Source organism: Sphingopyxis sp. LARHCG72 (assembly GCF_052871675.1).
Map to the genome: position 1 here is coordinate 49,963 of NZ_JBIXJU010000007.1, position 13,419 is coordinate 63,381.

Genomic DNA, 13,419 nt, shown 5'->3' on the forward strand with positions numbered 1-13,419 from the left:
AGCGGTCCTTCCTAACCGCAGGACACGTTTTCAAATTTTTTGGTGCTAGCGCGAAAGCGCAACCAGATCACCGAACACCCGCCGTCCACGATAATCGGCATTTGATCCCAAGAAAGCAACATCTTCGCAGGCCTTCCCCCCTTTTCATAGATTGCCTGCACGAGATCAGGATCGTTCTCGGAAAAGGAATAATATCTGCGATACTGATTCAACGGCGAAGCCCCTTTCGGGAGGCTTACCCTCGCTTCGATCGATAGCATGAGGCGATCGGAACTCGATACATGGTGAGCGCAACCAGCCAAGATCAACAGAAGGGGAATCGTTAGGAGAAGGCGCATCAAGAATTTCTAGTGCTCATCTCTCTTGCCCGCAACCGGTCGAAACCGGCCACCCGATCATCCCCGCAGCAAAAACTTCTGCACCTTACCCGCCGCATTCATCGGCAACGCGTCGCGTATCTCCACCCGGCGCGGGACCTTGTAGTTCGCCATATTGTCTCGGCACCAGCCGATGATCTCCTCCGCCGATGCCGCCGCGCCGGGGCGTAGCACGACGAACGCCATCGGCACCTCTCCCAACCGTGCGTCGGGCACCCCGATCACCGCCGATTGCAGAACCCCGGGATGCGCGGCAAGCAGCCCCTCGATCTCGGCCGGATAGGCGTTGAAGCCGCCGACGATGAAGATGTCCTTCGCGCGGTCGGTGATCTTCACATTACCGCGCGCGTCGCGCACCGCGATGTCGCCGGTGCGGAGCCAGCCGTCGGCGTCGATCGCCGCCGCGGTGGCGCCGGGATCGTTGAAATAGCCGCGCATCACATTGGGGCCGCGCACCAGCAGCTCGCCCGCTTCACCGGTCGCGACATCGGCCCCGTCGCGATCGACGAGCCGGACCTCGATGCCGGCGAGCGGCCGCCCGGCGGTGTTCGCAACGGTCTCAGCATCGTCGCCCGCGCTGCACATCGTCACGACGCCGCACGTCTCGGTCAACCCATAGGCGGTGAGCACGATATCGATGCCGAGCTTGCCGCGCATCTCCTCGATCAGCGTCACCGGAACCGATGCCGCGCCGGTGATCGACACACGCAGCGAGGACAGGTCATGGGTTTCATAGGGTCCGGCGAGCAGGCTCTGGAAAATGGTCGGCGGCCCCGGCAGCAGCGTCACGCGTTCGGCTTCGATCCGCTTGAGCACTTTTTCGGTATCGAACACCGCATGCGGCAACACCGTCGCCCCGTGCATCAGCGCGACGAGCCATCCCGCCTTGTAGCCGAAGCTGTGGAAGAAGGGGTTGATGATCAGGAAATTGTCATCGGGCCCATAGCCGAGCCCGCCGCCATAGGCGCGGTAGAGCCGGACATTCTGGCCGTGCGTCGTCACCGCACCCTTGGGATTGCCCGTCGTGCCCGAGGTGAAGAGGATGTCGCAGACATCATTTTCGCCCAGCGCGTCGAGCCGATCCGCGACGGCCTCTTCGGCAACATTCCCGCCATGCTCCAGAAACGCCTGCCACGGCTGACCGCCCGCTTCGCCGTCGAGCAGCACGATCCCGGCGAGATCGGGCAATTCTTCGTCCGCGATCAGCGCCGGATAGGCGGTGCCGAGAAATTCGGCGACGGTCAGCAACAGCTTCGCCCCGCTCGCGCGCAAGATATATCCGGCCTCGCGCCCCTTGAGCCGGGTGTTGAGCGGCACGATCGCCGCGCCCGCCGCCTGCGCGCCGATCGCCGCGACGATCCACTCCACCGAGTTGGGCGCCCATATCGCGACGCGGTCGCCCGCCGACACGCCCGCGGCGATGAAAGCCCGGGCGCTGTCGCCGATCAGCGATGGCAGATCGTCATAGGTTACGGTCCGGCCATCCTCGCCGCGGATCGCGACGCGATCGGCATAGACCGCCGCGGCTTCAAGGATCATGTGCGGGATCGTCGTCTTCGGTTCGGACACGGCCATCGTCTCTCCGTTCGGGCGTGCATCGCGCGCGCCTTTTTCGCATCTGTTCCGGTGACGCGCCACGCCCCGCGCCACAACCCCTATTCGGGGGCTCCGGTATCGATGTTGCCGCGCCAAGGACGCGGCCTATAGAGGGAGGAGCGACGGAACGGGGGAATGGAGTCGGAATGCCCAGCTACAAGCCTGTTGCCGACGTCGACGAGCTGGTGACGCTGATTTACCGCGGCGCGCTCGAGGAGACGCCCTGGCAGAGCTTCCTCGAAGCGCTCAACCGGCGGATGCAGCGTCAGAGCGCCGCGATCACGCTGCGGCTGAGTCGTCCCGGCATGCCGCCCTTCATCATCTGGGCACCGCCGCCTCCGATCGCCGAACAGGACGCGCGCCGTATCCACCGCATCCATGCCGAACTCGGCGATCTCGACCCGCTGCGCAACGCGCTCGCGCGGCCCGGCGACATCTACCGGCTCAGCGAGATCGTCGCCGCCGAAGCCCTCCACGCCAGCCGCTTTTATGCCGAAATATTGCAGCCCTATGGCATCGAATATCAGCTTGGCATGTATATTTCCGAACCCGGCGGGTGGGAGGGTAATGTCGGACTGACCGACGGCCCCGACGGCGAGGATTTTTCCGACGACGACAAGGCGATGCTGATCGCGCTGCGCCCGCATCTCGAACTTTCGCTCGCGCTTTTCGCCCGGCTCCGGCGCGAGGAGACCGAGGTGCAAGTAATGATCGACACGCTCGACCGGCTGACGCTCTGCACCTTCATCCTCGACGGCGCGGGACGCATCCTTCGCAGCAACAGCGCCGGCCGCACGCTCGCGCGGGCGAACAAGGGCCTGCGCACCGCGGGCGAGCGGCTCGCGCTCGCAAACCAGTCGGGCAACGCCCAGCTCCAGAAACTGATCGGCAATGCCGTCGCCGCGCACCGCGACGGCGGCAGCTTCGCCGAGGGGCTGCGCGTCGAGGCCGATTTCGACGGGCATCTCGGCATCCTCGTCCGCTCGATCGAGGCGCGATCGCACTATGGCAATGAAGCGGGCCCGGCCGCCGTCGTCTATGTCTCGGGGCTCGACAACAGCCAGCCGCTCGAAGGGCTCGTCGCGCAGATTTTCGACCTGACCCCGTCGGAAGCACAGCTTGCCGCGCTGCTCGCATCGGGCCTCAGCCTGTCGGAAGCGGCGGAAAAGCTGGAGTTTACCGAAAACACCGTGCGCAGCTATTGCAAGACGATCCTCAGCAAAACCGGCGTCGGGCGTCAAGCCGACCTCGTCCGCCTGATCCTGCGCAGCGTCGCGGTTCTCGGCTGATCGCCATCTAGTCCAATTGGGCGATGCGGCGCGGTGCCGCGACCCTAAGCTCGCCGACAGCCCCCGACCGGGCGCAAGAGGAGAGCGAGCAAGACCATGGCGACCAACGCGGATACGATCGCCTTTCGCAACGCACTGGGGTCCTTCGCCACCGGGGTGACGATCGTCACCACGCGCGACGCGGCTGGGCAGGATTGCGGCCTGACCGCGAACAGCTTCAACTCGGTATCGCTCGATCCGCCGATGGTGCTGTGGAGCCTCGCGCGCTCTTCGCTGAGCATGGAGGCCTTTCGCGACGCCGAATATTTCGCGGTGCACATCCTTGCCGCCGATCAGGAGCCGCTGTCCAACGGCTTCGCCAAGCGCGGCGCGGACAAGTTCGCCGGGCTCGCGCCCGATCGCGGCGCGGGCGACGTGCCGCTGCTCGCTGGATGCGCCGCCCGCTTCGAGTGCCGGACCGCCTATCAATATGAAGGCGGCGATCATGTCATCTTCGTCGGCGAGGTAATCGCCTTCGACCATAACGACCGCGCCCCCCTGCTCTTCCACGGTGGCCGCTATGCGCTGGCCGCGCGCCGCGCCGCGGCGCTGACCGCGAGCGACGCCGGCGATGCCGACGCGCCGGGAAGTTTCGGCGAGGATTTTCTCGGCTATCTGCTCGGTCGCGCGCATTTCCAGCTTTACGGGCGGATGCAGGACAGCCTCGCCCGCCACCGGCTCGACGCCGCCGACCATTTCGTCGTTACGATCCTCGGCATTCGCGACGGGCGCACGATGTCCGAAATCGGCGAGATGATCGGGTTTACCGGGGCACGCATCACCGCCGATCAGGTCGCCTCGCTCGCCGCGCGCGGCCTTGTCCGCTCCGATCCGGCGACCGCCCAATTGTGGCTGACCGACAACGGACGCCGGACGATGATCGAACTCGCCGCGGCGGCCAAGGCGGCCGAAGAAGAGGCGCTTGGCGCCTTCGACGATAATGAGACGGCGCTGCTCAAACATCTTCTCAAGCACGTCATCCGCCACACCGATCCCGGCCTGCCCGATCCGTGGGCCGCGAACCGCGAAGCCAACTGAAGGGCAATTCATGGAAAAGATCATCTATGCGCTGTGGAAAGACCCCGCCGAGGCCCGCGAAGTTTTCAATGCCCGCCTGCTCGAGGAAATCGCCCCGAAGCTTTCGGACGCGGCGCATGCGCTGCGGATCAACCTCCAGGACGATGCCGTCGCATCGGGCAACTCGCCGCGCCTCGCTTCGATCCGGCCGCAGATGGAAGCGGTGATCCAGCTATGGGTCGACAGCGCCAGTGATGCGTCGCGCGCCGGCATCGATGCGATCGTCGCCGACGCTGCACCGCGCTACGCGGCCTGGTTGGTCAGCGAATCGACGGCCCTGCCGAACCGGCTGCACCCGCCCGTTCCCGGCACGCGCACCGAAGGCTTCTCGCAGATCGTCTTTCTCGGCCTGCCGCCGCGCCTGAGCTGGCCGGCGTGGCGCGACATCTGGGAACGCCAGCATACCGAGGTCGCGGTCGATACGCAGGCCAATTTCGAATATGTCCAGAATCTGGTGGTTCGCCCGCTGACCTATGGCGCCCCGGCCTTTGCCGCGATGGTCGAGGAATGTTTTCCCGCCGCCGCGCTCCACGACGAAGCCGTCTATTTCGACGCGGTGGGCGACGCGGCCCGGCTCGCCGAAAATCAGCGGCTGATGATGGAAAGCTGCGCGCGCTTCATCGATTTCGACCGGATCGACTGCATCCCGACGAGCCAATATGATTTCGCGCGCTTCGGCGGCTGAACAACGAAAAGGCAGGAGAGCCCCGATGACGAACCGCACCGAAGACCCGCTGGCCTATGTCGACCCCGATGCGATCGTCCGTTCCGAACGCGTCGAGATCGCGGCGCCCGCGGAGCTGGTCTGGGACATCCTTATCGACCTGCCGCGCTACGGCGAATGGAACCCCTTCTGCATCGCGGCGGAATCGACGCTCGAAATGGGCGCGTCGGTGCATATGACGCTGAAAAGCTATATCGAAGAGGGCGTGACCTTCCCCAATTGCGAATATGTCTGCGCCTTCGAACCCAGCCGCCTGCTGTCGTGGGCGCTGCCGCACGACGACGCCTGGCCCTACCCGGCACGCCGCGACCAGATCATCGAGGCGCTGGGCGACGCGCGTTGCGCCTATCATTCGACCGACGCCTTTCTGGGGCCGAACGGCATCCATGTGATGCGCTTTGCTGGCCCCTGGGTGAAGCGCGCCTTCGACGACACGGCACTGGCGCTCAAGGCGCGCGCCGAGGCGATGCACGCCGCAGCTTAGCCCGACGCACAGCGGGCGTTATCACTGCGACAATGACCGCATTCGACCGATTGCGGACGTTCGCATTTGGCGCGATGATGCGACCAACCCGAGGGAGCAGGCGATGGCGAGTTATGGCGTTCGTGTAGCTACCGCCTTGGCCCAAGCGGCCTTGGCAACTGTGATCGGTGCGCTGATCTACACGTTTTGGAATATGCACTCGATACTGTTTGGCAGAGATTTTCTTCTATGGTTCGTGTTCGTAATGGGAACGACGACGCCGGTTGCCGTCGCGGGGGTAGTCTTGGGCGGTTTGCGGTCGATCTCGGGTCAGCAGCGAGCGCCAGTTGCGGGCCTTACGTGCTTGTGCGGAGTAGTCGCGAGCATCTATCTTTTTGAGTATTACATGACCGCGGTATCCCCCGCCACGATTTGGTCGAGAGCGGCCCTCCTCCCGGCATCAAGTTTCATTTCCGGATTTTCCTTGGCGCTGCTCCGATGGCCAAATTTTGAACAACACAAAAAGGGCATTGTTCCTGGATCCGCATAGCGTCCGCTTCACGCCAAAGCGAACGCCGAATTCGGCTTTGCTGAATATGCCAAAAAACAGCCGGATGCCGATCGCTCGGCACCCGGCTTTTCAGTTTCACCCGAAACGGGTCAGGTCAGAATTTGAATCCGACCTCGATGCCATAGCTGCGCGGGTCGCCGTACATCACGCCGGCGAAACCCAGCGAACCGAAGTCGATGCCCGAAAGCATATACTCTTCCTTGGTCAGGTTGCGGCCCCACACCGCGATCGAGGCCTTCGCGCCGCCGACATCGATGTCGGAGATCGCCAGCCGTGCGTTGAGCAGCCCGACGCCGCCGTCGGCGATCGCGTCGTTGAACGGATTGACCGGGTGCCAATAGACCTTGCTGCGATAGTTCCAGTCGGCGCGCGCGGTGAGCGTGCCGAAATTGCCGAGCGCGGTTTCATATTGCGCGCCGACATTCGCGGTCGTCGCGGCCGAATATTGGAACTTCGCAACCTTCGAAATGTCAGCGGCGACGCCCGTCATCGGATCGACAAACAGGAACTTCTTGTACTTGCGGTCGGTGTAGCCGAACGAGCCGTCGACGGTAAAACCGTCGAAGAGCCGCGCCTGAAGCTCGGCCTCGATACCCGTATAGGTCGCCTTCGCGGCGTTGACCGTGGTGCTCGCGGCGCCGCCGGTACCCGCAAGGAATTGCTGCACCTGCAGATCGTCGTAGATCGCGTGGAAGGCCGCAACATTGAAGCGGACGCGGCGGTCGAACAGCTCGCTCTTGAAGCCGATCTCGTAGGAGGTCAGATCCTCGGGATCGAAGCCGTTATTGTCCGCGGCGCGCGAGTTGAACCCACCTGCCTTATAGCCCGTGCTCGCACGGACATAGGTCATGATGTCGTCGCTCCAGTCGTAGGAGATGTTCGCCAGCCAGTTGAGCCGGCTGAACTTGCGCGTCAGGTCTCGCGGCGCCGGGGGCATCGGCGCGGCCTGGATCAGATGCTTCTTGTCCTCGGTATAGCGCAGCCCGCCGGTGATCGTTAGCCGGCTGTCGAGCGCCGCAGGTTTCCAGGTGAGCTGGCTGAACGCCGCCATCGATTTCGAGATATGGCGATAGGACAGCAGCGTATCGAGATTGACGCCGAAGCTGTTCAGATTGACCCCCGGTGCGATCGGGATCGGCACCGGTGACGGGAGGACGAGCGTGAAGCCCTGCGGATTGACCTCGGTCGCGCGCTCGCGGAAATAATAGGCACCGAGCACATAGTCGAACTCGTCGCCGATCGATCCGATCAGGTTGAATTCCTGGCTGAACTGCTTCTGGTGCCGTTCGTTGCCGGTGTGGAACAGGTCGATCGGGCCCACGCCCTGCGGGATGAAGGCATTGGGCGGCACGAGGATGGCGGGGCTGACGAGGAAGCCCACCAGCCCGCCATTGCCGTCGAGGTCCGAGCTGTCGCTGACATTGTCCCACTTGCGATAGCCGGTGATCGACCGCAGCGTCGCGTCGCCGATTTCCCAATTGATCGTCAGCGCATGGCCCTGCACCTTGTCGTGCGCGTTGCCGTCATTGTCGAGGCGGATCTGCGACAGCCGGTCCTGCGACACCTGCGGCGCCGTGCCGCCGAGCGCCGGCGAAGCGTTCAGATAGTCGAGGATATCCTGGCGCACCGCGCGCAGCTGGAACGCATTGGCGCGGCCGTTGCGATCGCTCGAATCGAAGACATAGTCGACGGTGAAGCCGGTGCCCTTGTCGAAGCGCACCGCGGCGCGCACGGCGTCGGTGTTGCGGGCGCCGGGATCGCGTTTGTCCGACGGTTCGAGCAGATTGTCGACCGTGCCGTCGCGCTGGCTGTGATAATAGCCTAGCTTGAGCGCTAGGCCTGTGTCGCCGAGTTCGCCCGTATCGATCAGCGCCTTGACCATCCGCTCGTCGAACTTGCCGAAGCCGACCTGCAGCTTGCCGCCGAAATCCTTCGACGGTTTGGCCGAGATGAGGTTGACCGCGCCGCCCGTCGTGTTGCGCCCGTAAAGCGTGCCCTGCGGCCCACGCAGCACCTCGACGCGCTCGAGGTCCATCATGTCGAACAGCGCGCCCGCTGAACGACCAACGATGACGCCGTCGACATAAAGGCCGACCGCGGGATCGGCGGTGAGGATCGGATCGTTGTCGACGATGCCGCGGATCGCGATCGAGGGATTGGCGGTCGCCGACGGGGTTTCGGTGATGATCAGGTTGGGTGCTGCGCTGCCCAGCGCCGCGACGCTGGTGATCCCGCGCTGCTCGATCATCTCGGCGTTGATCGCGCTGATCGCGAGCGGGGTGTCCTGCAGGCTTTCGGAACGCTTCTGCGCGGTGACGATGATCTCGTCGAGGCCGCCCGATGCCGTCTGTTCGGCGGCAGGCGCCGCCTCTTGCGCATGCGCGGCATTCGCCATCCAGGGCGCGATCAACGCAACGACGGCCAACTGCGCGCGAAGATGTGTGCGGTGCTTCATCTGTCCCATCCCTCTTTCTGTCAATTGCGGCGTATGATGCGCAATTTATGGGTCGAATATCACGACATGCGTAACATAGGCAACATATAACTACGCAAGAGGGCAATTCCCTACCCCCTTTTGGTGGTAGGTGCGCGAACGAAAAAAGGGGCGGCAAAGCCGCCCCAGTCGGTCCATGCGTCGCCCCATGGAAAATCGTTCAAATTCCGGGCTGTTCCTTCGGGATATGGACCCTCAGCCCGTCCAGCTCCTCGGTAATATGGATCTGGCAGCTCAGCCGGCTGGTCGGCCTGACCTCGATAAAATCGGCGAGCGCATCGAGCATCTCGGCCTCGTCGTCGCCCGGCGGGCCGACGCGCGCCGCCCAGTCGTCATCGACATAGACGTGACAGGTGGCGCACTGGCGTACGCCGCCGCACAGCGCGTCGATGCCGTCGACAAGGTTGCCGATCGCAAGGTGCATCACCGCCATGCCCTCGAAATTCGTGCAGGTCTTTTCGCCGCCGTCAGGCTGGACATAGGTGACGCGTGCCATCAGTTTGCGTCCTTCGCGTGCATCGGGCATCCGGCGGCGGCGGCGCGCGCCGCGATATCGGCCGCGGGCCGGTCCGGGATCGCGCGGCGGCGATAACGCACGCGGCACGGCTGCTCGGGCCAATAGGTGCCCGCGCCGGCGATCGGGCGTGGTTCGTCGATCAAATCAATGTCGTAACGCTGGAGCAGGACTGCGATCACGACCTTCATCTCCATGCGCGCAAAATTCACCCCGGCGCAGCGATGCATGCCGCCGCCGAAACCGATCAGGCTGTTCGACTCGACCTTCGCGTCGGCGCGCTCGGTGTCGAAGCGTTCGGGCAGATAGTCGTCGGGGCGGTCGAAAATCTCGCTCATCCGGTGGCTGACCGACGGTGCGAGCAGGATCCAGTCGTCCTTGCGGATCTGATAGCCCTCACGCTCGAAATCGCTCGCCGCCTTGCGGATCATCGTGAAGGCAACCGGGTGCAGCCGCTCGGTCTCGCGCAGCGCAAGATCCATCTTCTGCATCGCGATCGCCTGTTCCCAGCTCAAATCGGCGCCCGACGACGAGCCGAGGAGGTCGCCAATCTCGTCGCGCAGCACCGCCTGATAGCCCTTGTTCTGCAGGATATCGATCAGCGCCCAGCTCACCTGCCCCGCGGTCGTCTCGTGCCCCGCCCAGACGAGCAGCAGGATCATGTGGATGATCAGTTCGTCGGGGATCGGGGTGCCGTCGGGATAGGTCGAGGCGACGATATCCTGGAAGAAGTCGGCGGGTTCGACCGGATGTGCGCGGCGCTGCGCGATCCATTGCCCGAGGATGCGGTGCAGCTTCTTCTTCGCGGCCTGACTGCGGCGCATCTTCTTCGTCGGCAGCCACAGCGGCAGGACGAACTCCATGCCGCCCGAGAAATCGCGGAACAGTTCGAAAAACTCGTGGCCGAGCTTTTCCTTGAAGTCGCGTCCCATGAAGGCATGCGCCGCGATATCCATCACCACCGGCCCCAGCGTCTGGATCAGGTCGAATTCGCCGCTGTCGCCGAGCCGGTCGCACAGTGCGATCGCCTCCTCGGCCATCACCGGCACATAATTCTTCATCGCCGACGCCTTGAAGCGCGGCATGATCACCGCACGCTGGCGCAGATATTCCTCCATCTCGGCGAAGGAATAGAAATCGGGCGAGAACATCTTGTGAAAGAAGGGCATCGATTCGCGAATCGACAGCAATTTGTCGGTTTCCTGAAAGACGAAGCGATTGTTGTCGGGACCAAGCATCACGACCATGTTCCGCCCGCCCATGCGGAAGGAATAGATCGGGCCATGGTCCTGATACCCCTTGCGCAGCAGACCGACGGGGTCCTTGAAGAAGCTGGTCAGGTGGCCGAGGAACGGCACCCCTCCATTCATTGCGGGCGGGTTCATCGCTATGGCCGACATGCTGATCTCCTCTCGACGCCGTCTTCGCGGCCGAACGGGAGGGATCATCGCGCGCGGGCGGCGGGTCGCCGAGCGCGTCGCGCTCGAATAGCGAATTTCAATCCTCGAAGGATCGATTTTTGCGCCTCTCGGTGCCGAGCGAGCCCGACCCGACGTCGCGCGCGACCATCGGCAGCGGAATCGGGGTCGAGGCGATCAGCAGCCCGACGTTGGTCTTGATCGCGGGCGGCAGCGGCGCGTCGCGTGCGACGAGGTCGCGGACCTCGCGGAACAGGCTGGCGAGCCGCCGTTCGAGCAGCGCCCGCGACGCGTCCGACAGCTCGCCGATCTCGAACTCCCAGATCGATCCCGGCGCCGAGAAGTCATATTGCAGGAACTCCTCCTTCACCCGCCGGTCGAAAAAGCGCCGCATCGGCCCGCCGCGCCGCCAGCCGATGCTGCGCGCGGTCATCAGGCGGATGACATTGCCGGGAAGGAGCTGGATGAGCCCGATCCGTTCGAGCTTCATCAGCGCGGGGATGAGCTGGGTCTGGTCGATCGCATAGTCGGCCGCGATCCGGTCGACGGTCCAGCCGCCGAGCGCGAGGTGGAAGCAGAAGAGCGCGAGCGGCTCGTCGACGAGCGCCTGTTCCTGCGCATCGGTCAAGGTCGCCGGCAAGGCGGGCCGCATCTCGTCGGCCACGCGCGCGAGCGCGAGGAAATCGATCCCCGCCAGTTCGCAAACCTCGTCGATCCGCGCGAGGGTGAAGCTGCGCTGAGCAAAGGTGCGCCGCACGCTCGCATGGCTGATACCCAGCGCATCGGCGACATCGGCATACGTCATCCCGCGCTCCTTCAGCACGCGCTTCAACGCCTCGACCAGATAGACGCTTTGCATGTGCGGGGGCGCGGGTGCCGTCATCGGCTGCTTATCACCCTAAAGGATCGATGCCTCAAGCGCGCAGAAGCTGTGGCAGAGCCGCGCGTCGACGATGCGTTCGGGGCATTCGGGGTCGAACCAGCGGTCGACCCGCGCCCAATGATAGGGGTGGAGCATATAGGGACCGAGCAGGCCTTCGACGCCGGCATATTCCTGCTCCCAGACATGCGTCCAGCGGCGCTCGCCGATCGCCGCATCGGTGCGGCTGAGCTGCCAGTTACGGATCGCGGGGATGTAATGCGGCATCATCCGCGTTTCGGCCTCGAACTCGGCAACGGTTTCGGGATCGCGGCCATCGTCGACGCTGAGCAGCAGCACCCGATAGACGCCGTTCGCAATGTCGGGGTGGTGCTTGCCACCCGGTGCGCCCTGATAATCGGCGCCGTCGACGGCGTTCCCGGCCAGCAGCGGCGCAAGCGCCGCGCCGAACGCGTCGCGCTGTTCCATGCTGTCGAACGCGAAATGCGCGAGCAGGTCGCCGCCGAAATGGCTGCCCGGCAGGGTCGGCGCGACGAGCGTGCGACAGGCTTCATGCGTCTGTGCGAGAGCGCGCAATTCGTCCGCGAGCGGTGTCAGTCGCGCGGGGTCGGCGAGCGTGACGAGACGGGTCAGCTTAAACATCGCACAATCCCTCGATATCGGCGGGTTCGGCCGCGAAGAAGCGGCGGCGGCTGACCGCGCGCACATCGGCCTCGGCCCACCAAGCGGCGACCGCGGGATCGTTGCCCCCGACAAAGCGCATCTGCCACCAGCCACCCGTGTCGGCGATCGACCAGCGGAAGGTCAGCGTATTGGATTGGTCGTCGAGCCACATCGGCGGGCTGACGAGGACCTGTTCAAGGTGCATGCCGCGCTCGCGCGCGCCGGGCGCATAGCGTGCCAGATAATCCTCGAGCAGCGCCTTGCCTTCGCCCGGCTTCGCGACGATCTCGTCGATCGCGTGGATCATCCGCCGCTCACCCTGCGTCATGGTCGGCCACGTCGAGGATGATCTTGCCACGGACATGCTGCGCCTCGACCCGCCGGTGCGCCTCGGCCGCCTCACCGAGCGGCAGTGCCTCGATCGCCGGAGGCTTCACGCCCCGCGTAGCGCAGAGCGCGGCAAGCCCCTTCAGATGGTCGGGCAACCGCGCGACCGCGACCATGTTCGACAGGATGGCAATGTCCTGCGCCGCGGCTTCTGCAACCAGTGCGTCGTCCGCGCGCGACACGAGCGTCTCGATCTCGACATAACGGCCGCCCGGCGCGACGATGTCGAGCGCGGCGGGGAGCAGCGTATCGAGCCCCACCGCATCGAGCACCAGATCGACGCCGTCGGGCGCCCATTGACGAATCTGACCCGCGACATCGCCACCGCGATAGTCGATCGCGAGCTCGGCGCCGAGTCCGCGGACATAGACCTGGTTGTCCGCACCGCACGTCACCGCGACGCGCGCGCCAAGCGCTTTCGCTACCTGGATGCCGATGCTGCCGACCCCGCCCGCGCCGCCGTTGATCAGCACCGACTGGCCCGCGCGCAATTCGCCGGCGTCGGCGATCCCGCCATAAGCCGTGGTGCCCGCGACCGGCAGCGCCGCCGCCTGCGCAAAACTCCACCCCGGCGGCAACGGCGCGAGAAAGGCGGTGTCGGCGATACAATATTCGGCGTAGGAGCCGTCGAGGCCCTGCCCCTGCCGCGACATGCCGAAGACGCGGTCGCCGGGCCGGAACGCATCAACGCCCTCGCCCGTCGCCTCGACGATGCCCGCGAGATCGAAGCCGAGCACGAACGGAAAATGATAGTCGATATAGGCGGAGAGCTTGCCCTCGCGCGTCTTCCAGTCGGCGGGATTCACCCCCGCGCAGACGACGCGCACGAGCACCTCGCCCGGCCCGGGTTCGGGCGTCGGCACGTCACCCCAGTGCAGCACTTCCGCGCCGCCGAAGCCATCGATCACCATCGCGCGCATATCGCTT

General features: G+C 64.9%; 12 protein-coding genes. 4 read left to right on the forward strand and 8 right to left on the reverse strand.

Features of this window, described 5'->3' with window-relative positions; genetic code table 11:
* Positions 1–395: 395 nt before the first annotated feature.
* Positions 396–1,952: a FadD3 family acyl-CoA ligase gene (locus tag ACIPPQ_RS16030; protein ID WP_446545067.1), complete on the reverse strand. Its 1,557-nt coding sequence runs from the start codon at positions 1,950–1,952 to the stop codon at positions 396–398.
* 167 nt (positions 1,953–2,119) lie between these two features.
* Between ACIPPQ_RS16030 and ACIPPQ_RS16035 the strand changes: the two genes are divergently transcribed.
* The 4 genes from ACIPPQ_RS16035 to ACIPPQ_RS16050 all read left to right on the forward strand — a co-directional run bounded on the left by ACIPPQ_RS16035 (position 2,120) and on the right by ACIPPQ_RS16050 (position 5,586).
* A complete protein-coding gene (locus tag ACIPPQ_RS16035) occupies positions 2,120–3,262 on the forward strand; it encodes a helix-turn-helix transcriptional regulator (RefSeq protein WP_446545068.1) in 1,143 nt (380 codons plus the stop codon).
* 96 nt (positions 3,263–3,358) lie between these two features.
* Positions 3,359–4,339, forward strand: coding sequence for a flavin reductase (locus ACIPPQ_RS16040; RefSeq protein WP_446545069.1), 981 nt, complete (start codon positions 3,359–3,361; stop codon positions 4,337–4,339).
* A gap of 10 nt (positions 4,340–4,349) precedes the next feature.
* A complete protein-coding gene (locus ACIPPQ_RS16045) occupies positions 4,350–5,063 on the forward strand; it encodes an EthD domain-containing protein (RefSeq protein ID WP_446545070.1) in 714 nt (237 codons plus the stop codon).
* Between the two features lie 25 nt (positions 5,064–5,088).
* The gene (locus ACIPPQ_RS16050) at positions 5,089–5,586 is read left to right on the forward strand and encodes an SRPBCC domain-containing protein (protein WP_446545071.1); all 498 of its coding nucleotides are present in this window, start codon (positions 5,089–5,091) and stop codon (positions 5,584–5,586) included.
* 644 nt (positions 5,587–6,230) lie between these two features.
* On the opposite strand, the gene ACIPPQ_RS16055 is transcribed toward ACIPPQ_RS16050, so the two are convergent.
* From ACIPPQ_RS16055 to ACIPPQ_RS16085, 7 genes are all read right to left on the reverse strand, one after another.
* Entirely contained in the window at positions 6,231–8,591 is a 2,361-nt protein-coding gene (locus tag ACIPPQ_RS16055; protein ID WP_446545072.1) for a TonB-dependent receptor, read from the reverse strand.
* Positions 8,592–8,790: 199 nt separating this feature from the next.
* Positions 8,791–9,126, reverse strand: a complete 336-nt coding sequence (locus ACIPPQ_RS16060) for a 2Fe-2S iron-sulfur cluster-binding protein (protein WP_446545073.1) — start codon at positions 9,124–9,126, stop codon at positions 8,791–8,793.
* Complete coding sequence (locus ACIPPQ_RS16065; RefSeq protein ID WP_446545074.1) at positions 9,126–10,544, reverse strand: cytochrome P450; 1,419 nt, start codon at positions 10,542–10,544, stop codon at positions 9,126–9,128. Before ACIPPQ_RS16065 ends, ACIPPQ_RS16060 begins: the two co-directional genes overlap by 1 nt.
* 97 nt (positions 10,545–10,641) lie before the next feature.
* The gene (locus ACIPPQ_RS16070) at positions 10,642–11,445 is read right to left on the reverse strand and encodes a helix-turn-helix domain-containing protein (protein WP_446545075.1); all 804 of its coding nucleotides are present in this window, start codon (positions 11,443–11,445) and stop codon (positions 10,642–10,644) included.
* A 15-nt stretch (positions 11,446–11,460) separates the two neighbouring features.
* Positions 11,461–12,084, reverse strand: a complete 624-nt coding sequence (locus ACIPPQ_RS16075) for a Dabb family protein (RefSeq protein WP_446545076.1) — start codon at positions 12,082–12,084, stop codon at positions 11,461–11,463.
* On the reverse strand, positions 12,077–12,433 hold the full coding sequence (locus ACIPPQ_RS16080; RefSeq protein ID WP_446545077.1) for a hypothetical protein: 357 nt from the start codon (positions 12,431–12,433) through the stop codon (positions 12,077–12,079). The genes ACIPPQ_RS16075 and ACIPPQ_RS16080 overlap by 8 nt, the downstream gene beginning before the upstream one ends.
* Positions 12,420–13,412: an NADP-dependent oxidoreductase gene (locus ACIPPQ_RS16085; protein WP_446545078.1), complete on the reverse strand. Its 993-nt coding sequence runs from the start codon at positions 13,410–13,412 to the stop codon at positions 12,420–12,422. Before ACIPPQ_RS16085 ends, ACIPPQ_RS16080 begins: the two co-directional genes overlap by 14 nt.
* Positions 13,413–13,419: the final 7 nt, after the last annotated feature.